Raw genomic sequence first — 23,611 nt, forward strand, 5'->3', positions numbered from 1 at the left:
AATTTTGTTGTGCTAATGGGGTGGTGGTTCGTTCATTAATAGCCAATACATCCCTAATTGTCGAATTGCCTCAGAAAATTGGATAAAATCTACAGGTTTGCGGATATAGCTGTTGCAACCAAGGCTGTAACTACTGAGCATATCTTGTTCTTCATTAGAAGTTGTCAAAACTACTATAGGCAATAGTTTCGTGCGCTCATCTCCCCGCAGGCGACGCAAAACTTCTAGTCCATCAACGCGGGGTAACTTGAGGTCTAGCAAAACTACAGTCGGCTTGATGCTAATATCTCGCCCCGCATACATACCCGTACCAAATAAGTATTCTAAGGCTTCGACTCCATCACGGGCAACTACAACCTCATTGCTGATGTGATGGCGCTTGAGGGCGCGGATTGCCAGCGCTTCGTCATCAGGATTATCTTCGACTAGCAAAATTATTTTGTCACTGGCGATCGCGTTCATGCCTCAACTTCCTCTGCTACTAAGGTAAAGTAAAATGTCGCTCCCCTCTCAACTGCTGCTTCTGCCCACACTCGTCCGCCATGCCGATATACAATCCGCTGTACAGTAGCAAGCCCAATGCCGTTACCAGGAAATTCCCCAATGGCGTGCAATCGCTGAAAGGGGCTAAATAACTTGTCGCCATAAGCCATATCGAACCCTGCTCCATCATCCCGCACAAAGTAGGCAAAAATTCCGCTATCTTGAGCTTTCGCACCAAATTCAATTTTTGCTTGCAGGTGTTTGGAGGTAAATTTCCAAGCATTATTGAGTAAGTTTTCCAAGACTACTTGCAGCAAATGGCTGTCTCCTTGGACAACTAAGTTCGGTTGAATCGCAAACTCTACTTGTCGTTCTGGCTGAGTCTGCTGCAAATCAGTACAGATTTGACTAGCTATTCTACTTAGATCCACCGTTTCCAAGTGCATATCGCTGCGCGTCACCCGCGAGAGGGTAAGCAGATCGTCGATCAAATATCCCATGCGTTGCGTAGCAGATCGAATCCGCCGCAGGTAGTCTTGTCCCATTGGCTCTAATTGGGCGGAGCAATCTTCTAATAGCGCTTGGCTAAAGCCGTCAATACTGCGTAAGGGCGCACGCAGATCGTGAGAGACAGAGTAACTAAAGGCTTCTAACTCTTTGTTTACCGCTTTCAGTTCCACGATCGCTTGCCGCAATCCTTGATTCAACGCCTGCTCTCTTTGTTCTGCTTGCTGGCGTTCGGCAATTTCCGCACGCAATTCTGCCATTAGTTCTGCGTGTTTCAGGGCAACTCCTAAGTGGTTAGCTAGTTGGCAGGCAAACTCGATTTCGATGTCCTGCCACTGCCGAGGAGCGCTACATTGATGGATGCACAGCAGTCCCCAGAGTTTTTCACCTTGCAACAACGGCACGACTAAATTAGCTCTAACTTGAAATTGCGCCAATATACTGATGTGGCAATCGCTCAATCCAGCCTGATAAACATCGGCTACTACCTGCATTCTACCTTGTTGGTAGTGAATAGCATAGCGATCGCCAAAGCAATCGTCATGAACCTTTTGTGCCATAGCTGAAGAAAACGCCTCATCGACATCTTCAGAGACAAATTCGCCATCATTCCAGCCGGAATCTGGGTAAAAACGAAACATTCCTACTCGATCTGCGTGGAGTAGTTGGCGGACTTCGCTGGCTGTAACTCGAAACAATGTCTCTAAGTCTATAGGTTCTCGCAGCCGCGCGATCGCCCGAAACAAGGCTTTTTGCTGTTCTAGCTGGAAATGTGCCTGAACGCTGGCTTGTTCTAGAGGTTGCATTTCATCGCGCAGAATTTGTTTGAGTTGCTCAAAGGCTGCTTCATCAGTGCAGAAGCTACGTAATTTTGCCAATGTCTCTGGGTTCATAAGTAGCAGGGGGAGCAGGGGTGGCAGGGAAAAATAAATTACTTTAGTTGCGTATCTTCAACTCAAAACTTAAAATTACTTCTGTTCAACTCAAAACTTAGAACTCAAAACTCAAAACTACTTTCAACCAGCAATATACAATGCCAAGAAGGACAAAATTAGCATTTTTTGAGTAAATTTATGAGCTATCGCATGGATCGCCGCGCCTACGCTGAAACTTATGGTCCGACAGTGGGCGATCGCATCCGCCTTGCCGATACAGAGTTATTTATTGAAGTAGAACAAGACTTAACTACCTACGGCGATGAAGTCAAGTTTGGCGGCGGTAAGGTAATCCGCGACGGGATGGGACAATCGCCGATATCTAATGCTGATGGAGCAGTAGATTTAGTTATTACCAATGCCTTAATTCTCGACTGGTGGGGAATTGTCAAAGCAGATATTGGTGTCAAAGAAGGGCGAATTTTTAAAATTGGTAAAGCAGGCAATCCATATATTCAAGATAACGTCGATATTATTATCGGTCCTGGTACAGAAGTAGTAGCTGGGGAAGGCTCGATTGTTACACCAGGCGGTATTGACAGTCACATTCACTTTATTTGTCCGCAGCAAATAGAAGTAGCGATCGCATCTGGGATTACGACGATGATTGGCGGCGGTACGGGACCTGCTACAGGTACAAATGCGACAACTTGTACTCCTGGTCCTTGGTACATTCATCGGATGCTGCAAGCTGCTGATGCTTTTCCCGTCAATTTGGGCTTTTTGGGTAAAGGTAATAGCAGCCAACCTCAAGGACTAATCGAACAAGTCACAGCCGGAGCAATGGGGTTAAAATTGCACGAGGATTGGGGTACTACTCCCGCAGCTATTGATACTTGTTTGAGTGTTGCTGATGACTATGACGTACAAGTAGCTATCCACACAGATACCCTCAACGAAGCTGGTTTTGTGGAAACAACGATCGCTGCTTTCAAAAATCGCGTTATCCATACTTACCATACTGAAGGCGCAGGCGGCGGTCATGCCCCAGATATTATCAAAGTCTGCGGCGAAAGTAATGTTTTACCTTCTTCTACCAACCCTACACGCCCTTATACGCTCAATACCTTAGACGAACACTTAGATATGCTGATGGTATGCCATCACCTCGATCCGGCGATAGCTGAAGATGTTGCTTTTGCTGAGTCGCGCATCCGCCGCGAAACGATCGCGGCTGAAGATATCCTGCACGATTTGGGCGCTTTTAGCATGATTTCTTCTGATTCTCAGGCGATGGGTAGAGTTGGCGAAGTAATTATCCGTACTTGGCAAACCGCGCATAAAATGAAGGTGCAGCGCGGACATTTAGCTGAAGATAGCGATCGCAACGATAACTTTCGGGCAAAGCGGTATATAGCGAAATATGCAATTAATCCGGCGATCGCTCACGGCATTTCTCAGTATGTAGGTTCAATTGAAGTTGGCAAGCTAGCAGATTTATGTCTGTGGCGACCTGCTTTTTTTGGCGTGAAGCCAGATATAGTCATCAAAGGCGGCGCGATCGCTTGGGCGCAAATGGGCGATGCTAATGCTAGTATTCCTACGCCTCAACCAGTACATATGCGCCCGATGTTTGCTAGTTTTGGCGGTGCTAAGTCTGCTACTTCTTTGACATTTATTTCTCAAGCTGGTCTAGATAATCATATTCCCAGTCAGCTAGGCTTGCGAAAAACTGCTGTTGCGGTGGCAAATACTAGGAACATTAGCAAGCAAGATATGAAATTAAATGCTGCTTTGCCTCGCATTGAGGTAGATCCTGAAACTTATGAAGTCAAAGCTGACGGAGTGCTACTTACTTGCGAACCAGCTACTATATTACCGCTAGCTCAGAGGTACTTTTTGTTCTAGTTTTTCGCTTCAAGTTTCTTGAGAACTAAAATTCCTTGGGAATTAACTTGGTAGGCGGAGCTTATATATCCTGTGCGATCGTACAAAATTTGGTTAACGTGTTGGTCTAATTTTGTCTCGTCCTCAATTTGCGATCGCAAGTAAATTTTCATTTTTGCTTCTATATCCATTTGCTGCATTTGTGCGTGTAGCGTTTGGTTATCGCCATCAAAATAAGCTTTTCTTGCTGTTTCATTTTCTAACAAGGCGATCGCTACTGGTGCTGGAATCCCACCAATCGCAAAATGACCATCTGATAATAACGATAGCCAGATCCAACCCAAACCTGCTAAAAATAAGCTACTAATCGTTGCTTTCAATACTGAACTGAGGCGTAATGGACGTTTTCTTACTGGGTAACGACTGTTTCTTCGCCTTGATGCCTGGAAAATAGGTATCCTCATAGTAATTACCTGGAAAAAGCGCTTTTAAATATAACTTGCGATCGCACAATCATCTTAAACTTAGAGCTAGTCGAGTCTACAATTTTTATCAACAATTTCTAGATAAAATCTATACTAGATTTGACAAAAATACTCACAGCTTTGATTCATCCGCTAGATCTTACTAAACTTATCAATTTGTTCGGTATCAATTGTTACTAATTTCCCGATTGCGTGTCAGTCAACCGCAATCGGAAGTATATAGCAGCATAAATAATCCTTCGCAAGTATGAGGTTAATTGCCACCTCAAAGGAAAAAATGATACAGATAGAAGATATGTTAAAAAACTTAACCTTATAGCAAACGTTTCCTTCCATGAGTTCGCCAATAGCTAATACTGACCGCATACTTGTTGTAGATGACTCTCCTGATAACGTATTCCTGATTCAAACTATTTTGGAAGAAGAAGGATATGCGATCGCCACTGCGGAAGATGGTGCTTCGGCTCTTGCCCAAATCGAACAATCGCCTCCCGATCTGGTTTTGCTAGATGTAATGATGCCAGGAATGGATGGTTTTGAGGTAACAAAGCGGATTCGGCAAAATACCAAATTATCTTTTATTCCCATTCTGTTAATCACCGCCCACGATAAGCCTAGCGTGGCACAAGGGTTAGATATGGGAGCAGATGATTTTATCCGCAAACCTGTAGAAGTAGACGAATTGATGGCACGAGTCCGCAGTTTATTGCGTCTCAAGCATAGTGTAGACGAGCGCGACCAAATTGCTCGGCAAAGAGAAGATTATGTCTCTCGTCTCACCCACGATTTACGCACGCCGCTAGTTGCCGCAGACAGAATGTTGGCGCTGTTTAGTCAGGGAGCTTTAGGCGAAATGTCTGCGACTATGCAAGAAGCAATTGTGACAATGGCTCGCAGCAACCAAAATTTGCTGCAAATGGTAAATACACTGCTTGAAGTCTATCGCTTTGAAGCAGGGCGTAAAACTTTAAGCTTTATGCCTGTCGATTTGCGTCAGTTGTTGCCAGAAGTGATTAAAGAACTTACTCCTTTAGCTTTGGAGAAAAAACTATCACTGCAAGCAGAATTTGATGACAAGATGCAAATAGGTAAAGTTATGGGCGATCGCTTAGAACTCCATCGCTTGTTTACTAATTTGATTGGCAATGCTATTAAATTTACCGATGCTGGTGAGGTTACAGTTCGCCTGCATTCCTCCTTAGCGCCAGCAAATCTAGCTGCCAAGCAGCAATCGAGTTCTAGTTATGTTGCCATAGAAGTCGCCGATACAGGTCAGGGAGTTGCCCCAGACGAACAAGCAGTTTTGTTCGAGCGCTTCCGTCAAGGCAGCCACAAGCGATCGGGCAGTGGTTTAGGTTTGTATCTATCTCGCCGCATTGCTGAGGCTCATCAAGGTACGATTCAACTTAAATCTGAGCTAGGTAAAGGTAGCGTGTTTACTGTGTATTTGCCTATGCAGTCCTCAGACAAATCATCCTAAAATTAGCAAGCGCTGCTTGAGGTAATCTAATCTATTTAAATTAGATACATTACTTAACAAAAAAAGGCAAGGAATTGAGTCTTTTAGCTGTACAAGGAACAAATTTTTTGTTAGAATGCTATAATGGAAATATTAACTTTTATGATATTTTTGCACAGATTTCAACTATAACTATAGTATCATAAAAGTCAATGTATTTGCGCGTAAAGACATAATACTTTATCAAAATTTCACTTTCAGCGGAGGTTGCTTTGATGCATCTACAAAATAAAGAAATTAGCTCAACCTCTAGCAATCTTATCGACAGTCAACGCGAATTTTTTACTAGCGGTAAAACTAAAAACATAGATTTTAGGATCGAGCAGCTAAAAATATTAAAGCAAGCAGTTATTGAAAACGAAACAAAAATAGTAGCAGCACTAAAAGCAGATTTAAACAAGCCACAGTTTGAGACTTACGCTGCAGAAATTTCCGTAACCAAAGAAATCGACTACGCCCTCAAGCATCTTAAATCTTGGGCAAAACCGCAAAAAGTAGCAATACCTTTAGAGCAAATGCCTGGTTCTGGTAGTATTTGCGCGGAACCATTAGGAGTAGTATTAATAATTGGGGCGTGGAATTATCCATTTCAATTAAATATATCGCCATTAATAGGTGCGATCGCTGCTGGAAATTGTGCAATTATTAAGCCTTCAGAATATGCGCCTAATACGTCAAAATGCCTAGCAGATTTAATTGCCAAATACTTCGATCCAGCTTATCTAGCAGTAGTAGAAGGGGATGTAGAAGTTAGTCAAGAACTACTGCAACAAAAGTTCGATCGCATCTTTTTTACGGGTAGCACAGCCATAGGCAAAATTGTCATGGCAGCGGCAGCAAAACATCTAACGCCAGTTACTCTAGAACTTGGCGGAAAAAGTCCTTGTATTGTTGATACTGATATAGATATTGAAGTTGCGGCAAGACGAATAGTTTGGGGCAAATTTATCAATGCAGGGCAAACTTGCATCGCTCCCGACTATATTTTAGTAAATCGCAAAATTAAACAAGATTTATTAGCCAATATCAAAAGATACATTCAAGAATTTTACGGCGATAATCCAGCTACAAGCCCAGATTATGCCAGAATTATCAACCAAAAACAATTTTTCCGTTTAACAAACCTGTTGCAAGCTGGAGAAATTATCATTGGCGGTGAAACTAATGCTACAGAACGTTATATTGCCCCTACAGTCATCGATCGCATATCGCCAGAAGATGCAATTATGCAAGAGGAAATTTTTGGTCCAATTTTACCTGTTATTGCCTACGACAATTTAACCGATGCGATCGCAATTATCAACCAAAAGCCTAAACCATTAGCTTTATATATCTTCTCGCGCGATCGCAACTTCCAGCAACAAATCTGTCAATCAACCTCATCTGGCGGAGTTTGTATCAACGACACTGTAATGCAGTGTGGGGTTTCAACTTTACCCTTTGGGGGTGTAGGCGATAGCGGGATGGGTAGCTATCATGGCAAAGCTAGTTTTGATACATTTTCTCATTTCAAAAGCATCCTAAATAAATCTTTCCGCCTCGACTTTAATTGGCGCTATGCTCCTTATGCAGAAAAATTATCACTGCTAAAGCAAGTAATTGGACTTAAATAATTGGGTACAGACATTGCCTGTACCCGATTAACCAAAAGGGATGCAACTAAACAGTTGTAATGTCTTTTTCCTTTTCAGCTAACAAATCGTCAATCTTAGCAATGTACTTATTTGTCAGCTTTTGCAGATCGTCTTGACGATCGCGCGATTCATCTTCTGATAGTTCGCCATTTTTTTCCTGCTTGCGAATCGAATCGATCGCATCGCGGCGGATGCTGCGAATAGCTACGCGCCCTTCTTCTGCGTATTTTGCAGCTAATTTAACAAATTCCTTACGGCGATCGCTTGTCAACGGCGGAATATTGAGACGAATTAGCGAACCATCATTATTAGGAGTTAAACCTACATCTGACAAGGAAATAGACTTTTCGATCAAATTCAACGTATTGCGATCGTATGGTTGAACGGTAATCGTACTAGAATCGGGTGTATTAATATTCGCCAATGACTTTAAGGGAGTAGGCGAACCATAATAGTCCACCATCACTTTATCTAATAGACTCGCATTAGCGCGACCTGTGCGAATCGTGTTAAAAGAGCGTAAAGTCGCCTCTACAGTCTTTTGCATCGTACTTTCAGCTTCAGCTAACTTCACAAAAACCTCCGACAATAGTACCTATCGATTCTCCCATTACTGCCCGTTGGATATTACCCCTTACAGACAGATCGAAGATCAAAATCGGGATATTATTTTCTTTGCACAAAGCGATCGCCGTACTATCCATAACTCGCAGATCTTGAGTTAGGACGTGGACGTAGTTTAAAGTTTGATAGCGTTTAGCTTGGGGGTTAACGTGCGGATCGCTGTCGTAGACTCCATCAACCTTAGTAGCTTTAAAAATCACTTCAGCATCAATTTCTGCTGCCCGTAAAGCTGCCGTAGTATCAGTAGTAAAGAAAGGATTACCCGAACCCGCGCCAAAAATTACTACACGTCCTTTTTCCAGATGGCGAATAGCCCGCCGCCGGATGTAAGGTTCTGCGACTTCTTGCATAGCGATCGCTGTTTGGACTCGCGTCTGCACTTCTAACCTTTCCAAGCAGTCTTGGAGTGTTAAAGCATTCATTACCGTAGCAATCATCCCAATATAGTCACCTGTTGCCCGATCCATGCCTGCCGCCGACGCTTTGACCCCACGAAATATATTCCCACCACCTACTACAATAGCGACTTGAGTACCACTTTTTACAATTTCTGCTACCTCTGCGGCAATTTCTTGTACCACTTTAGGATCGATACCATAACCCAAATTGCCCATCAGAGCTTCACCACTCAATTTTAGTAGAATGCGTCCGTAAGGTTTACCCATGCAACACCGCTTGATTTCAGTTCTCGCTTCCAATTAAAGATAGCAGTAGCGCGTAGCGTTCGGGAAGGCTGTTTAATTCGTAATTCGTAATTCGTAATTCGTAATTAAAATAATGGTGCAGAGAGCAGGGAAATAATTCGTAATTCGTAATTCGTAATTCGTAATTAAAATAATGGTGCAGAGAGCAGGGAAATAATTCGTACTTCGTAATTAAAATAATGGTGCAGAGAGCAGGGAAAAGAGGACTACAGGGGGAGCGAGATAACAATTCTTCCATGTTCCCGATCCCCCTAACCCCCTTGTCCTTAAATATGTTGATAGCCGATTAGTTTGTAAACCAACTTGGCTGCTGTAAATTCTGAAACTACTGAATCTACTATTGGTGCTAACTCCATTACGTCGCAGCCAATTACTTGATGCTTGGTAAATACTTGATGCAAAAATGTAGTTATAGCGTACCAACTCAATCCTCCAGGTTCGGGCGTACCTACACCAGGGATTAAGGTCGGATCGATACCATCTAAATCTATGGTGAGAAATACTTTTTGCGTGTGAATACTTGCAACTGCTTTTTCAATCCAATTTGTGTTTGCGGCAATTTCTCGCGCCCGAAATACAGTTAAGTTTTTCTCTTTAATTAAGTCTGCTTCTTCCTTACAAATTGCTCTAATACCAATTTGTACTGTAGGTAAACCCATATCGACAACTCGCCGCATGATGCAAGCATGATTGTGAATTGATCCTTCGTATTCATGGCGCAAATCACCGTGAGCGTCTATTTGTACTACTGTAAAAGCTTCATTCGGATGTGCTTGACGGTACGCTGCAACAACGCCTGTAGTGATGCTGTGTTCGCCGCCTAAAGCAATAACGAATTTATCATCGCAAATTAGCTTGTGAACTGTTTCTTGAGTAACTTGCAACATTTGTTCTGCCGTTACTTGAGCGGAGCGCGTATCGGCGATCGCTTCATGGGTATATATGCCCACTTCGCAGCAAGTTTCTTTGTCTAATTCTTCGTCGTAATATTCTACTTGTTGCGATGCCTCCAAAATTGCGTCTGGTCCATGTTCGCAACCTCGGCGATAGGTAGTTGTTGCCTCATAGGGAATAGGCAAAATAACCACCTTTGCCTCTTGATAATCTGCTGCTACATCTGGTCCCATAAATGGCAGCGCTAAAGTAGAAGTTTGGCTCATCACAATATATTAAATAAATTCTCTAATAATCTTAGCAACAGGACTTTGACGTAGTTTAAAAGCAAAAGTTATAAATTGTTTTAATAAAAAACAGAGTGAGGAAGAGCAACTAATCCCCACTCCCCACACCACTAAGACGAAATTAAAGCATCAGAATTAATTGGACTAAAAGCATCATTTGCTATTGCAACTGATTGAGGTACGCGCTCTAACTTAGCACCTAATCCTAAGAACTTCGCTTCTAAATTTTCGTAGCCGCGATCTAAATGATGCAAGCCTTGAATTGTAGTTTTACCTTGGGCTGCTAAACCAGCCAAAACCAAAGCAGCAGACGCTCTTAAATCTGTAGCTACAACTGGTGCGCCAGTTAATAGCGGTACGCCACGAATAATTGCATGATTGTTTTTGACGCGAATATCTGCGCCCATGCGGTTTAACTCTGGTACGTGACGCAAGCGATTTTCAAACACCGTTTCTGAAACTAAACTGTTGCCTTCACTTAGCGCCAGCAATGCCATAAACTGAGCTTGCATATCTGTAGGAAAGCCAGGATAAGGTAAAGTTTCGATATCTGTTGCTACTAGATTGTGACTGGGAATAACCCGCAAGCAATCCGAGCCTTCGGTAACTACTTGTACGCCAATATCTTGTAACTTGGCGATCGCTGCTGTCAAATGTTCGGGAACTACAGGCGACATACTTATTTCCGAGTAAGTAATTGCCCCAGCAACTAAAAATGTTGCTGCTTCTACGCGATCGGGAATAATTGAGTAATCGGTAGAGTGCAAGCGCGAAACGCCAGAAATTACAATTGTATTAGTGCCTGCGCCGCGAATTTTTGCTCCCATTGAATTACAGAAATTTGCTAAATCGACAACTTCTGGTTCTTGAGCAGCATTTTCGATAATTGTCTCCCCTTGGGCTAAAGTAGCCGCCATCATCAACGTTTCCGTTGCGCCGACGCTGGGGTAGTCTAAGTAAATTTTTGCGCCTTGCAACCTGCCTCTGTTGCCTCTTACATGAGCATTTACCATCCCATGCTCGATCTGCACGTCAGCGCCCATTAGTTGCAAGCCTCGGACGTGTAAAGCAACAGGTCTAGCACCAATCGTACAACCACCTGGTAAGGGAACGCAGGCAGAGCCTAGTCTAGCTAGTAAAGGACCGATCGCAAAGAAACTTGCCCGCAATTGGCTAACTAATTCGTAGGGTGCTTTCGATTTAGAGATCGTACTAGCATTGATATTTAAAATATCGTCTTGTTGTTTTAATTTCACTCCTAACGATACGAGGATTTGACCGATGCGCGTTACGTCTACCAAAGAAGGGACGTTGCGGAGGCGACAATCTTCAGAACATAGTAGGGCAGCAGTAATTAAAACTAAAGCCGAATTTTTTGCGCCGCTAATTTTGACGTGTCCTTGCAAGGAGGAACCACCCCAAACTTGTAATACGGCTGGATCTGCATCAGGAGAGGGTAGAGTAGGAATTAAGGCTTGATGAGTAGTAATAAGTTTATCCTCCGAAATTCATTGAGTATTTTTACATAATTGAATTTGGTCTTGATTCTACATTGATAACTGCCATCCGTAAAACTAGGGGATTCGCGCAACTTTTTTTATTGAGTATATTTGCTATCCCGTATTTACACTGGCAAAAATTGCCCAAGACATGACTAGCGTTAAACAACTTGTCAGTAGTTTTGCACCCGAAACCGTTATACGCAAGCTATCTATAGTTAAAAATTTGCTAATTTTATTCGCGCGATCGCTATTTCTAAAGATTGAAGTATTAGTACATATAAAATACTTAAATTAATCTTTTTTATATTATTGACATTGGCTTTTATTTGAGCGAAGATAATAAATTGTCGTGAAAATCGATATTACAAGCGGAACTGGCGGAATTGGCAGACGCGCTAGATTCAGGTTCTAGTGCCGCAAGGCTTCCGGGTTCAAGTCCCGGGTTCCGCATTAATCAGTGACCAGTGACCAGTGACCAGTGACCAGTTCGCTGAGTTACTTTTGCAGGAAGGGAAAAGACCTAGCTAACCCGCTAGAAGCTAAATGCTAACGAGTTTACAGAATCCTTTAATTAAACAAATACGTAAGCTGCATACTGCTAAGGAGCGGCGATCGCAAAATTTATTTCTGCTTGAAGGTACTCACTTAGTAGAAGCAGCCTGTCAAGTCAATTATCCCTTAAATAGCGCCTGCTGTACTCAGCAATGGCAAGTTACGCACTCCGATTTGTGGCAACAGCTTTGTTTAAAGGCGCAAAGAGCCGAAATCGTTAGTGAAGATGTTTTAAAAGCGATCGCAACTACAGTACAGCCAGATGGTGTTGTAGCAATAGCAAAAAGACAGCCCTCAGCTAAATTACCTCATACTGGATTAATTTTGGCGTTAGAAACAATTCAAGATCCAGGCAATTTAGGCACAATTATCCGCACAGCAGCGGCGGCGGGTGCAACTGGGTTGTGGTTGAGTCAAGATAGTGTAGATATAGATAACCCTAAAGTATTACGAGCAAGTGCTGGGCAATGGTTTCGCTTACCAATGGCTATAAGTTCCGATCTCAAAGGGACTTGCCTGGAGTGTCAACGCGCCGGAATGCAAATAGTCGCTACTTTACCTGATGCTAAGTTGATATATTGGCAAATAAATTGGCAGCAGCCGACAATAATTTTATTAGGCAATGAAGGGGCAGGATTATCAAGCGAATTGTCAGCGATCGCTAACAAGCAAGTTAGCATTCCTCTAAGTGGGGGCGTAGAGTCATTAAATGTAGCGATCGCCGCAGCTTTACTCCTATACGAAGCTCAACGCCAAAAGTCAAAATGAGCGCTATGAAGACAAATTTAGCGACTGTAATATATTCCTGAGAATTCTTGCAAAAGTAGGCATTCTTATCTTTTTCCTCCTTGTCTGATAAATTAAAGACTTATGCAAGAGGTTTCTTAAGTGTTGGCTGCGTTAAAACTTTCTTGAATTAATTTCGGAATTGCTCTAGGGCGCATCGTTGCAGCTTCTACCCATACCCACATAGCCTCAGCAGTAACTAACAGAGGTTCGCTGTCATGCTGGCGGATCTCGTAGCGCCGAATAGCACGAGGACCTCGTAATTGTTGCAGCCAAGTAGCAATATCTAAAGAATCTCCAGCAACAGCCGGACGTAAATAGTCGATTTCTAAGCGCCGCATCACAAAAACACCGCCTAATTGGCGATAGACATCTAACGTCAAGCCTAAATGTTCAGAGTGTTCGATCGCTGCTTGTTCTAAATAACTTTGATAAACAGCGTTATTAACGTGTCCTAAAGCGTCCATTTCGTAGTGTCTGACGCGCAAATTAGTAATAAATGGTTTCATATAGAAAAAATCACCTAGTAATGCGCCTGAAACAGCCAGTTTGTATATTGCCGCTCAAACAAGTAGAAAAAAGCAAATAATAGCTGAATTTGCCCTGATTTAACCAAAATACTCTACAAAACCATCCGAAAAAATCGGCTAAAAGAGCGAATATTAGGAAAAAAATCCCGAAATCCATATATCTTAAAGGTTCTAACGATCCAGATCGGGCGATCGCGCCTTAGAATGATTCAGTGAAATATCCAATTTACGCAAGTTTCAGCCATTGAGAGTTGAATCAACGCTCGACATCTTGGCGGCAGAAATTTTTGTGGTAATTAACAAGGAGACTAAAATGAATAAAGGTGAACTGGTTGATGCCGTAGCTGAAAAGGCTAGCGTAACCAAAAAACAAGCCGACGCAGTTCTAACAGCAGCTTTAGAAACTATCGTCGAAGCTGTATCATCTGGCGACAAAGTAACATTAGTAGGCTTTGGCTCATTTGAGTCGCGCGAACGCAAAGAACGCGAAGGACGCAACCCCAAAACCAACGAAAAAATGAGCATTCCCGCGACAAGAGTACCAGCATTTTCAGCCGGAAAATTGTTTAGGGAAAAAGTCGCACCAGGAGACGACTAAAAGTTACAAGCAAGCGGAACCAACCATTGACACAGCCCGTACATGGAGGAAATTTAGCCTGGGCAGCAGCACTAGCAGGCTGTCCTCCTGATGCAATTTTAGATTTTTCTGCCAGTATTAGCCCTTTGGGACCGCCCAAAAGTGCGATCGCGGCGCTGGTAGATAATCTAGATAACCTCAGCCACTACCCCGATCCCAACTACTGGGAATTGCGAACGGCTTTAGGTAAATTGCATCAATTACCGCCCGATTGGATTCTGCCGAGTAATGGCTCGGCAGAATTACTTACCTGGGCAGGTTGGGACTTAGCCCAATTAGAATCTACAGTTCTAATTACTCCAGCTTTTAGCGACTACTGGCGCAGCCTCAACGCATTTGCGGCAAATGTTGTGCCTTGTCCTCTTGTTTTAGACAAACAGGACTTAAATGTATCTACCCCCGATCGCGCCCATAAATGCGGTTTGCTGCTAAATAACCCCCACAATCCTACTGGTAAGTTATTTAAACGCGAACAAATCCTGCCCTACTTAGAGCAATTTGCTTTGGTAGTCGTAGACGAAGCATTTATGGACTTTTTGCCCCCAGATCGAGAACAAAGCTTAATAACGCAAATTCAAAAGTATCCAAATTTAGTCATACTGCGATCGCTAACCAAATTCTACAGCTTACCTGGCTTGCGTTTGGGCTATGCGATCGCTCATCCTCAAACGCTGCAACGCTGGCAAGCAATGCGCGATCCTTGGGCTGTCAACACTCTAGCCGAAGCTGCTGCCTTAGCCGTCATTCAAGATACAACCTTTCAACAGCAAACTTGGGCATGGCTACCAGAGGCTAGAAACCAATTGTTTGCAGGCTTAAAACAAATCCCCAGATTACAACCATTGGAGAGTGCGGCTAATTTTTTGTTAGTGCATTCCGAGCGTTCTACATCTCATTTGCAACAAAGCTTACTCAAGGAACATCAAATTTTAATCCGCGATTGCTTAAGTTTTCCCGAACTTGGCGATCGCTACTTCCGCGTAGCTGTACGCTTAAATAATCAAAACGAGCGTCTAATTCAAGCAATTCAAGCCCTCTGTTAGCGCCATTTTATGTGCAAACCACAAGGCGACAATTCGCGCACTATTACCCCATGAATAAATTCAGGGCGCGACGTTTCAAGATAGAAAATTCTATCCTAAAAGCTCGCATGGCTTGCAACCTAAATGAATTAATTATTAATTTTGTCTTTAATTACGAATTACGAATTACGAATTATCATGGCGGAATACGATTTAGTAATTATTGGCGGCTCTTTAGAAGGGCGCTATGCGGCTGTTCGCGCCATCCACCAGGGCGCTAAAAAAGTTGCTCTTGTGGAACCTTTGGCAACACAAACAACCCCCTTATTCGACGTGCTAGCGCCTCATGCTGTAAATCGGCTCAAGGCATTAGATTCACAGCAATTTTTGCTACCTGGTGAGTACCCAGTTTCTATAGGAATTACAGAAGTTAGCCAATGGGCTAAAAATGCGATCGCCAATATAGACGAGCAAAATTCCCTAGCTACATTATCCGCTTTAGGAGTAGATGTAATTGCTAGCAATGGAGGATTTACCAATCAAAAACCGTTAGCTTTTAGCGCCGACAACCGTCAGCTTTTAGCCAAAGCATATCTGATAGCCACAGGCAGTCAGCCGACAATTCCAGATATTGAAGGGCTGCAAAATACAGATTACCTCACAGTTAAGACTATTTGGCAACGTCTAGCTGCAAATTCAGCCAAAGATTGGGTGATTATTGGCGGTAATCCCGATAGCGTGATGCTGGCGCAAACTTTAACAAAGTTAGGCTTTAACATTACTCTAATTGTCAAACGTCCCCGTATTGTCGCTGGACTAGATTCAGATATAGCCCAACTATTACAAGCAATTTTAGAAGCTGAGGGCGTGCGCGTGCTAACAGATACGCCTGTGACACAAATTAAGCAAATCGATCGCCAAAAATGGATTCAAGCAGGCGATCGCGCTATTGAAGCTGATGAAGTTATTATTTGTGTTGGCTACCAGCCGAATGTTGCAGATTTAAATCTAGAGTTGGTAGAAGTCAAATGGCATCGTCGAGGTATAGTAGTAAATCCTCAACTCCAAACTACTAACCCCCATATCTACGCTGGCGGCGATGTTATTGGCGGTTATAGGTTTGCTAATATCGCTAACTACGAAGCAAAAGTTGCTGTAAATAATGCCTTATCGTTACCCAGGTTAAAAGTAAATTATCACAGCATTCCCTGGGCAATCTTTTCTCAGCCACCAGTAGCGCAAGTAGGATTAACCCAAACCAAAGCCAAACAGTTTTACAGCGATGTTTTAGTATTGCAACAACATTTCAAAACAATAGCCGCCGCGCATTTGCAGGCTAAAACTACAGGTACGTGTACATTAGTAGTGCGCCGGAATGGGGAAATTTTGGGCGCAACAATTGTAGGTTCTCATTCTATAGAGTTAATTAATGTTATTAGTTTAGCGATCGCCCAAAAAATCAAGTTAAATGCGGTCGCGCAGTTTGCACCTATATATCCTAGCTTTTCGGAAGTTTTTGCCCAAATTGCTAGCGATCGATTACTCTCTACATAAGTCGAAGCTAGCGTATCAATAATTACAATGGATTTTTTGGATTTTAATATATTTCTTGCAAAAGTAAGCAATCTGTAGCTCTTTCTTCCTTGTCCCCCTTATCCATCAATTTAAAGACTTATGCAATTCTAACTTCCTTGTCTTCTTTGTCCCCCTTGTCCATCAATTTAAGAACCTATGCAATTCTAATGTGTGTATTGAGTGACACATTTCTCTGTTAGCTTTAGTAACCTCTTTTGATAGAGTTTCAAAGTTGAAATATCAGTTGAATAAGAAGTGTCAAGTTTTTTAACTGCTGGAAAGTTCAACTAAAGCAGCAAGCTTACTGCCAACATTTTTAGGTTAATAAATAGCATGGATAAAACGAACACAATTGGTATTGTAGAGCGTTACTTTGCGCTAGGCATCGGTATTCTGTTTTTGCTTATAGGTATAGCTGGATTTATTCCAGGGTTAGTTTCCTTACCTGGAACCGATGCATCTTTTGTCCCTTTAGATAAGTCTCATAGCGCTTATTCCGCTGGATTTGGCTATGTATTTGGGTTATTTGCTACCAATTTCTTGCACAACCTCGTACGTTGTGCTGTTGGAATTTTGGGAATTACTTCTTATACCAGCCTAAGTAGCGCCCGTGTATTTAATCGTGCTTTTGCTGTGGGTTATATTGTAATTGCGATTATGGGATTGCTACCATTTGCTAATACAGCATTCGGCTTAATGCCTTTATTTGGTCACAATGTTTGGTTCAATGCTCTTGCAGCAACAGCTACAATTTACTACGGAGTTATTATCCCAGCTAAGGTAACTGATACTGGTGTGGCGCAAAATCTTTAATGGTACTTGAGCTAATAATTCGTAATTAATTTGGATACAAGTCCCTACCACTAATGAGTGATGCATCATCAGCAATCATTTTGTAGCAGTAAAATCGATCGATTTTACTGCTTTTCTTAGTTTGAAAAATCATATATTTACTTTCTACGTATTAATAATAACAAGCAAACTTAATATTAACTTCAGTATTAGGGAGGTAAAATATTGAAGCTTTAGTAATTAATCTAATAAGTAGTATTATACTTTCGTATATTTTCTTCGCTGCTCTTAAGTATAGTAATTAAAGTGCTAGTATTACTTGAGAGTAAATGACAAAAATTGCTTTGTAGCAGTAACATTGTAGTAAAAAAGCATTTACCAATCTAATTTTATGAATCTTAAACGCGAGTTTACTATTTTTCAAGAAATAAAAAATACAGGTAAAACCACTTCCTTTTATAATTCTGTGACTGGAACGACTTGGCAGTTATCTGTTCGAGATGAAAAGCTTGTAGTAGATGTGCCTAATTTCACTTTTCAACTTTCTCCTTCAAGTACATATAAGTTTAGAGCGATAAATCTAGAAATCGACTTAGATTTTGAGTTTGAACAGCGCGATCGCTGCACGATGAACATATATGCTAAAGGTATTAAGCGAGCTACCTTTGAAGCTTACTAATTCCTATTTAATTAAGTTATCCAATAATTAGTTTGTACATGAATTAAAAACTTAGTAACTAGCGCTGTAAAACCGTGCTTTTTTTATTTAGACACAGTGTTTTCAAACCATACAAAGTAATTTTTTATTGTTATACTTACGGTAATTAATGTGTTTTTTTTTACACGAAGCACTAAGAAACTACAGTAGATATTCTGAAAACAACAACTTTGCTATGAACAGCACCTTTTATTTTCAACAGGGAATTGTATTTAAATCATCTCACCAAATTAATATTATCTCTATCATCTAGTAGAAAAGAGTACAGCTAAATATTTGTATTGTGTAAGTGCCACAAACAAATAGCTTGACTTTAGCTACATATACTTGCTTGCTAACTTTTACTAGCAGCTATATTTATGCTTAAGCTCAAAGTGATATAACTAACTATGCAGAGATTTTTCTCAGTTAGAGCATACAGAGCAAAGAGCAATGCACTTACTATCCAAAAACATGGCGAAATGGTAGAAGCAGTAGGCAAGTGGCTACAAAAACATAGCCAGGTTGTACCGAACTACGGTTGTGAAATTGAAGAATATGGCTTACTCATTCAATATCATGCACAACAATCACTAATGTACGCTTCATTATTGCAATGTCAGAGGTTATATTCTACATATCTATATGTGGATGCTTTGCAGACACGCTTGCAAGCATCCAAAGCATACACACAAGCAGTTAATTTATACATACTATCAATTCAAGCTTATCTCGATTGTAGAACTAGCGACGAATGTTAGAAAGTTTGTTAGGTGCAGGCAAATTGGATTGGCGTTTAACTTTCTTTCAAAATTAAAATTTATGTACGGAATTTGATACCGAAAACTCAAGCAAAGTTTACTTAAATCGTTCGCTATCTTTACCGTACTTATTCTGCGGTAAAGAGCCGCCTAAACCTTGTAATATACCACGTCCAATTAAGCCTATAGCTCTACCAACTACTTGCGTAAGCACGTAGACAACGCCACTACCTAAAAATGCCACTGCTGCTCTTAATCTTGGTGCGATCGCATCTCTAAATTCTAACGCTAAAGTTACTATGGCTGGAATACCAGAAAGTTGTTTTAATTCTTGATTGCGAGGAGCATAAATCGGTAGTTTGGCAATCCCTCTTTCGGCAAGTATAAATAACTCATACCGACTTTCAAATATCTTTTTTGGCTCGTCGATATATTCTTTAAAGCGATACTTCCAAGATAAACTATTTCTAAATCGTTCTATTTCGCGATTAGAAATTAGACTGCGATCGTAAAAGTTTTGTTTGACTACTTCTACATCAGCCAATCTATTTAATAACGGCTGTACTACAGCGTTTGCTATTTCAACTATTAAATTTTGCAAGATTATTTCTGCTCTTGCCATTGCTTCAGGACTACCAACAGAATAAGCTACATTATCGACTACTAAAGGAGTATCAAATAATAAGTAAGAAAATAACTGTATAACTAAAGGAATTTTATTCAATATTCCTGTCTGCACAATTAGCACATCTTGAAGTAAGTAGTTAGCAATTTCTATATTTTGTTCGCCTACTAAAATCGTTGAATACTTACCAAAATATTCTACTGTTGATGTTTGCCATAAGTCTTGCACAATTACTGCTTTCATTTTTGGTAATTGTGCGCTTTTGACTTGAGCAAATTGTAGTTGAGCCACAATATTGCTAACTTTTGTTAAAACTGTAGCTAATAATTCTCTTTTTCTATCTTCTCTAAGTAAATCTATTTCTAGCGGTACTCCAGTCAAATTATCTAGGCTAAATTGTAACTTTGCTTGCACAGAAGCAAATATACTAGCTGATATTTGAGTTAGTTGAGAATTGTTGCTAGTTTGAGTAGGTAATAAAGCCAAATCTTGCCGATATGTAAGACTAGAAGTAGTTAAATTTCCTGCAAAGGTACTATTACTAATTTCAACTTGCGACGGTTTCAATAATTGATTGACTAACCAGCGAGAAGCTAACAATTCTCGCCTTTGTCCTGATAAAATAGCCCTTTCTAATACTGTAAGCCCAGGAATTTGTAATTGCGCTGTTACTTGAGTTAAGGTAAAGTCGATTTGTTGCAACCCAGACAAGCGCCAGTTTTCTCTAATTGTGCTAAAAATATTTAACCTAGGAATAGCCGCAATGTCTGTAGTCCAGTAAGATTGTCCTGCTGCTACTTGACGCGCGATCGCTACAACTTCAGAAATTGAGCTACCTTTAGGACAATACCCTTCTACACCGACTGCTTTTGCTGTGGATAATTGGCTTGCGGGTACTGTACCTAGTAGCAATATAGGTAAGTTAGGGTACTGAGCTTTAATTTGCTGAACTATAGCAAAGTTACTACCATCTGCATCTAGCGCCAATACGACTAAATTTATTAAAGAGCGATCGCTTGTTGCTAGTATTTGCAGAACATTACTATCGCTATCGGCTGCAACTACTGCTATATCGCTAAATTCTTCTAAAAGTACCTGTAACCCCGTACAAAAAATCGGGTCATTATCAATTAACAGTAGCCGAAGGGCGCGATCGCTCATACTACCATTAACCGCAAGCTTGTTGGAGCAAAGAAAATTGATACAGTTTCAGCTTGGCGATTTTCAATTATCTCACTCCAACTTGGCTGTTTACGCTGTCTCTGACTGCTTATAACCAAAAAAGTTAACAGTATAGTCAGTAATTTTCACTCCAGTTTGCTCCTCGATTTGCTGGAGCAACTCTTCTGGTAATTTTACCTCAACATCTAGGATCTGATTTGTATCCAAACAGTTCACATGGCTGTGAGAATCGCTAATATTGCCATACAATCGCCCATCAGAGCGTTCGATGCACTCAATAATATTTTGGCTAGAAAGCGCCTCTAGGTTCTGATATACAGAAGTATGACCGATTTCCTTGCCTTGCTGGTTCAAGCGATCGTATATTTCCCTTGCTGATAAGTGTTCTTTCGCTTGCCAAAGTAGCTCTAAAATAAAGCGACGTTGGCGGCTTAAACGCATACCTAGAGTTTGACACCGATCTACAGCATCTTCAAGGGAGCGAATTGGTTTTATAGTTGCCGCCTCTTTTTGCATACTTATAGTTTGTTTCGGTAGCTCGAATGTCTACCTACTAATAGATTAGTTTTCCGAACGTGCTATGCCTACTCTAAATGAACTAGGTATAGCGCCAAGTGTAGTATCAAAAGTAAAGTAAACTCATTACAACTTTATCCTAAAAAGGGGTTAAACGTCTACATCAACCAGGCAGTCCCCACAGATTCGCTATGATTGCAGATAAGGGCGATCGCGCTCGTTTTAATATATTTTTGTACCTTAAGATAGCCAATGTCTTTATCCAAAACCCCGCTGATTGGTTTAAAAGCAGACGAATTTCGTCATCCCTTAGACTTAGAATCAACCAAAGCTATCAAGCAAATACCTGGTATAGACATGATAGTGCGGAATCTGCTAGGACCATTAGCAGAGCAGTTTTTTTATGTGGAAAATATTGCTGCTAGCGTGCTTGTTGGCGAATGCCAGTTACCGCAGTACCACCAATTACTCCTAGAAGCTTGTAAAATTTTGGACTTGGAACCGCCCCAATTATACGTGCGCCAGCATCCAATCCCTAACGCTTACACTTTTGCCATGCGGGGCAAACAGCCGTTTGTAGTATTGCACACTTCTTTGATAGATTTGCTTACACCAGAGGAAATCCAAGCAGTAATTGCCCATGAATTAGGGCATCTAAAGTGCGACCATAGCGTTTACCTGACACCGATTAACTTACTGGTACTAGCAGCAAGCCAAATACCTACCTGGGGCGAAATTGTCGCGCAAAACATTCAAGCACAATTATTACAATGGGTACGCTGTGCTGAGTTTACCTGCGATCGCGCGGCATTGCTAGCAACTCAAAACCCCAAAGTAGTCATGTCCCTACTTATGAAGCTAGCAGGTGGTTCTCCCCAACTTGCGCCGCAACTCAACTTAGATGCATTTATCGCCCAAGCCCGCGCTTATGACGACATCAGCAACACCGAATTAGGGGAAATGCTCAAATCAGCACGCACGTCACAACTAAGCCATCCAGTACCCGTATTGCGGGCTAGAGAAATAGATCGCTGGGCAGCCACAAAAGATTATCAGTCCTTGCTAAAAACTCATACAATAGGTTATACTAGCAAAGCTTCAGATAAGGGCGGATGGCGGAATTGGTAGACGCACTGCACTCAAAATGCAGCGGGGAAACCCGTAGGAGTTCGAGTCTCCTCCTGCCCACTTACAAATCACGTATAGAGGGCAAACTATATGCACCAGCGTTTAAAACGGTGGGAATCGCCTCGTAAAGAAGGCAGAAACAAAAAAGGCAAAGGCGGAACAGCTAGAGCCAGACAACTCAAGAAGCAAACGCAGATGATGCGGCAAAGGCTGAAAGAGGACAATAGCAAAGACAAGAAACGGCGGGAAGATAATTATCTTCCCGCTTTTTTTGTAGGGTGCGTTTTGAAAACGCACCCTGCTATGCGCTTGTGTGTGTATCACGTTCCACTACTTCCTAAGCTAGTTACCAAAGCATTAATTAGGGGAGAGATAGCGCTTAAAGCTGATGGCAATACGGCAACAGTCGCCGCTGCTACGATGATTGTGGTAGCTAGCCTGACAAGGCTATCAGCAGCACTTTGATAAGTATCAAACTTGTAATCGACTTTTTCTAATTTGAGGTCAAATTTTTCTAGTTTGAGCTTGAAATCCTGTGCATCATTCTCTAAATGGTCTAATCTCTGATTAATTTGCCGCAGTTCTGATAAAACTGTGGTTTCAAAATTACTAGGTGTATCTGGCTGATTGGTTGTCATACTTTTATCGTATCTTAGGAAAAGCGATCGCCCTCCCTACTAGATGTGCGATCGCTTTTTATCAATCAGTAACTACTGACAAGTGTTACCTGGTCACTGGTCACTGTCTAGATATCTTCTTCGCTCAACTCGCGTGTCATATAATCAAACGGCTCATCTACAAACGTAGTATCAGCAACACCTGCGCTTGCAACTTGCCCCTTAACAATATTCTTCATAATTTGGATGCCTTGAATTGTCGGACCAATAGGCACGCCCAAAGAATTGTAAGTTTCCCGCAAGCCTTGCAATACGCGCTCATCTAGCACGTCCATACTGCCAGCTACCAAGGCATAAGTAGCATAACGCAAATAGTAGTCCATATCGCGCAAACAAGCAGCATAGCGCCTTGTAGTATAGGCATTACCACCAGGACGAATTAATTCAGGCAACTCGTCAAACAACTGAGAGCCAGACTGCTTGACAATTGCTGCTGCATTACTGTTGATAGCTGCTGCAGCTTGGACTCTAGCTGTACCTGTGGCAAAATAAGACTTGAGATCGTCCATTGCATTGCGGTCAAAATAGCGACCAGCAACATCGTAAGTGCCAATTAAGCTTGTTATTGCATCCCGCATGAATTTTTCTCCAAATTTTCCTATCTAATGTTTGATATTTTTAACTTGCTGCGATCGCCCGTCAGCATCAAATCGGTGTAAAGAAATGACAAACTTTACTCATCCACAGCAGACTAATAGCTCCATAAGGATCTTAAGCTAAACTTGACCAC

The 23,611-nt window shown here is 41.6% G+C and carries 23 protein-coding genes and 2 tRNA genes; 13 read left to right on the plus strand and 12 right to left on the minus strand.

From position 1 onward, the window contains the following. Positions 1-12: 12 nt before the first annotated feature. Both UH38_RS00405 and UH38_RS00410 read right to left on the minus strand, forming a co-directional pair. Positions 13-462, minus strand: a complete 450-nt coding sequence (locus tag UH38_RS00405) for a response regulator (protein ID WP_045052633.1) — start codon at positions 460-462, stop codon at positions 13-15. After that, positions 459-1,883 carry a sensor histidine kinase gene (locus UH38_RS00410; protein ID WP_045052634.1) on the minus strand — a complete coding sequence of 475 codons (1,425 nt, stop codon included), beginning with the start codon at positions 1,881-1,883 and terminating at the stop codon, positions 459-461. The genes UH38_RS00405 and UH38_RS00410 overlap by 4 nt, the downstream gene beginning before the upstream one ends. A gap of 192 nt (positions 1,884-2,075) precedes the next feature. Here UH38_RS00410 and ureC point away from each other — a divergent pair, with 192 nt between their 5' ends. Beyond that, a complete protein-coding gene (gene ureC / locus UH38_RS00415; protein WP_045052635.1) occupies positions 2,076-3,773 on the plus strand; it encodes an urease subunit alpha in 1,698 nt (565 codons plus the stop codon). On the opposite strand, the gene UH38_RS00420 is transcribed toward ureC, so the two are convergent. Next, positions 3,770-4,216 carry a hypothetical protein gene (locus UH38_RS00420; RefSeq protein WP_144405599.1) on the minus strand — a complete coding sequence of 149 codons (447 nt, stop codon included), beginning with the start codon at positions 4,214-4,216 and terminating at the stop codon, positions 3,770-3,772. The two genes, ureC and UH38_RS00420, sit on opposite strands and share 4 nt — an antisense overlap. Positions 4,217-4,571: 355 nt before the next feature. On the opposite strand from UH38_RS00420, the gene UH38_RS00425 reads away from it, so the two are divergent. Further along, on the plus strand, positions 4,572-5,717 hold the full coding sequence (locus UH38_RS00425; RefSeq protein ID WP_045052637.1) for a sensor histidine kinase: 1,146 nt from the start codon (positions 4,572-4,574) through the stop codon (positions 5,715-5,717). A gap of 254 nt (positions 5,718-5,971) precedes the next feature. Further along, positions 5,972-7,369, plus strand: coding sequence for an aldehyde dehydrogenase (locus UH38_RS00430; RefSeq protein ID WP_045052638.1), 1,398 nt, complete (start codon positions 5,972-5,974; stop codon positions 7,367-7,369). 46 nt (positions 7,370-7,415) lie between these two features. Here UH38_RS00430 and frr read toward each other — a convergent pair whose 3' ends face one another. From frr to murA, 4 genes are all read right to left on the minus strand, one after another. Continuing rightward, positions 7,416-7,964: a ribosome recycling factor gene (gene frr, locus UH38_RS00435; protein WP_045052639.1), complete on the minus strand. Its 549-nt coding sequence runs from the start codon at positions 7,962-7,964 to the stop codon at positions 7,416-7,418. After that, positions 7,951-8,679 (minus strand): UMP kinase, encoded by a 729-nt coding sequence (gene pyrH / locus UH38_RS00440; RefSeq protein WP_045052640.1) that lies wholly within the window; start codon positions 8,677-8,679, stop codon positions 7,951-7,953. The genes frr and pyrH overlap by 14 nt, the downstream gene beginning before the upstream one ends. A gap of 305 nt (positions 8,680-8,984) precedes the next feature. Then, positions 8,985-9,878 carry an agmatinase gene (gene speB, locus UH38_RS00445; RefSeq protein ID WP_235354983.1) on the minus strand — a complete coding sequence of 298 codons (894 nt, stop codon included), beginning with the start codon at positions 9,876-9,878 and terminating at the stop codon, positions 8,985-8,987. A gap of 131 nt (positions 9,879-10,009) precedes the next feature. Next, positions 10,010-11,407 (minus strand): UDP-N-acetylglucosamine 1-carboxyvinyltransferase, encoded by a 1,398-nt coding sequence (murA, locus tag UH38_RS00450; RefSeq protein ID WP_082065266.1) that lies wholly within the window; start codon positions 11,405-11,407, stop codon positions 10,010-10,012. Between the two features lie 362 nt (positions 11,408-11,769). On the opposite strand from murA, the gene UH38_RS00455 reads away from it, so the two are divergent. Beyond that, positions 11,770-11,851: transfer RNA gene (locus UH38_RS00455), tRNA-Leu, on the plus strand. Between the two features lie 93 nt (positions 11,852-11,944). After that, complete coding sequence (locus tag UH38_RS00460) at positions 11,945-12,721, plus strand: TrmH family RNA methyltransferase (protein WP_045052643.1); 777 nt, start codon at positions 11,945-11,947, stop codon at positions 12,719-12,721. A 116-nt stretch (positions 12,722-12,837) separates the two neighbouring features. On the opposite strand, the gene UH38_RS00465 is transcribed toward UH38_RS00460, so the two are convergent. After that, entirely contained in the window at positions 12,838-13,248 is a 411-nt protein-coding gene (locus tag UH38_RS00465) for an acyl-CoA thioesterase (protein WP_045052644.1), read from the minus strand. 316 nt (positions 13,249-13,564) lie between these two features. On the opposite strand from UH38_RS00465, the gene UH38_RS00470 reads away from it, so the two are divergent. The 6 genes from UH38_RS00470 (at position 13,565) to UH38_RS00495 (ending at position 18,753) form a co-directional block, all read left to right on the plus strand. Beyond that, positions 13,565-13,867: an HU family DNA-binding protein gene (locus UH38_RS00470; protein WP_268748856.1), complete on the plus strand. Its 303-nt coding sequence runs from the start codon at positions 13,565-13,567 to the stop codon at positions 13,865-13,867. Between the two features lie 26 nt (positions 13,868-13,893). Beyond that, positions 13,894-14,949: a threonine-phosphate decarboxylase CobD gene (gene cobD, locus UH38_RS00475; RefSeq protein ID WP_045052646.1), complete on the plus strand. Its 1,056-nt coding sequence runs from the start codon at positions 13,894-13,896 to the stop codon at positions 14,947-14,949. 177 nt (positions 14,950-15,126) lie between these two features. After that, entirely contained in the window at positions 15,127-16,482 is a 1,356-nt protein-coding gene (locus tag UH38_RS00480) for a dihydrolipoyl dehydrogenase family protein (RefSeq protein WP_045052647.1), read from the plus strand. Positions 16,483-16,836: 354 nt separating this feature from the next. Next, positions 16,837-17,316, plus strand: a complete 480-nt coding sequence (locus UH38_RS00485; RefSeq protein ID WP_045052648.1) for a DUF4383 domain-containing protein — start codon at positions 16,837-16,839, stop codon at positions 17,314-17,316. A 370-nt stretch (positions 17,317-17,686) separates the two neighbouring features. After that, positions 17,687-17,974, plus strand: a complete 288-nt coding sequence (locus tag UH38_RS00490; RefSeq protein WP_045052649.1) for a hypothetical protein — start codon at positions 17,687-17,689, stop codon at positions 17,972-17,974. 428 nt (positions 17,975-18,402) lie between these two features. Then, a complete protein-coding gene (locus tag UH38_RS00495; RefSeq protein ID WP_045052650.1) occupies positions 18,403-18,753 on the plus strand; it encodes a hypothetical protein in 351 nt (116 codons plus the stop codon). A gap of 97 nt (positions 18,754-18,850) precedes the next feature. Here UH38_RS00495 and UH38_RS00500 read toward each other — a convergent pair whose 3' ends face one another. Both UH38_RS00500 and UH38_RS00505 read right to left on the minus strand, forming a co-directional pair. Then, a complete protein-coding gene (locus UH38_RS00500) occupies positions 18,851-20,539 on the minus strand; it encodes a DUF3685 domain-containing protein (protein WP_045052651.1) in 1,689 nt (562 codons plus the stop codon). Positions 20,540-20,629: 90 nt separating this feature from the next. Beyond that, on the minus strand, positions 20,630-21,076 hold the full coding sequence (locus tag UH38_RS00505; RefSeq protein ID WP_045052652.1) for a Fur family transcriptional regulator: 447 nt from the start codon (positions 21,074-21,076) through the stop codon (positions 20,630-20,632). Between the two features lie 252 nt (positions 21,077-21,328). Between UH38_RS00505 and UH38_RS25195 the strand changes: the two genes are divergently transcribed. Both UH38_RS25195 and UH38_RS00510 read left to right on the plus strand, forming a co-directional pair. Continuing rightward, entirely contained in the window at positions 21,329-22,204 is an 876-nt protein-coding gene (locus UH38_RS25195) for a M48 family metallopeptidase (protein WP_072044858.1), read from the plus strand. Beyond that, positions 22,183-22,264 (plus strand) — tRNA-Leu (locus UH38_RS00510). Before UH38_RS25195 ends, UH38_RS00510 begins: the two co-directional genes overlap by 22 nt. A gap of 260 nt (positions 22,265-22,524) precedes the next feature. Here UH38_RS00510 and UH38_RS00520 read toward each other — a convergent pair. Beyond that, positions 22,525-22,842 carry a hypothetical protein gene (locus UH38_RS00520; protein ID WP_052672203.1) on the minus strand — a complete coding sequence of 106 codons (318 nt, stop codon included), beginning with the start codon at positions 22,840-22,842 and terminating at the stop codon, positions 22,525-22,527. 107 nt (positions 22,843-22,949) lie between these two features. Further along, positions 22,950-23,459, minus strand: a complete 510-nt coding sequence (apcB, locus tag UH38_RS00525) for an allophycocyanin subunit beta (RefSeq protein ID WP_045052653.1) — start codon at positions 23,457-23,459, stop codon at positions 22,950-22,952. Between the last annotated feature and the right edge of the window lie 152 nt (positions 23,460-23,611).

Source organism: Aliterella atlantica CENA595 (genome assembly GCF_000952155.1).
GTDB lineage: Bacteria > Cyanobacteriota > Cyanobacteriia > Cyanobacteriales > Chroococcidiopsidaceae > Aliterella > Aliterella atlantica.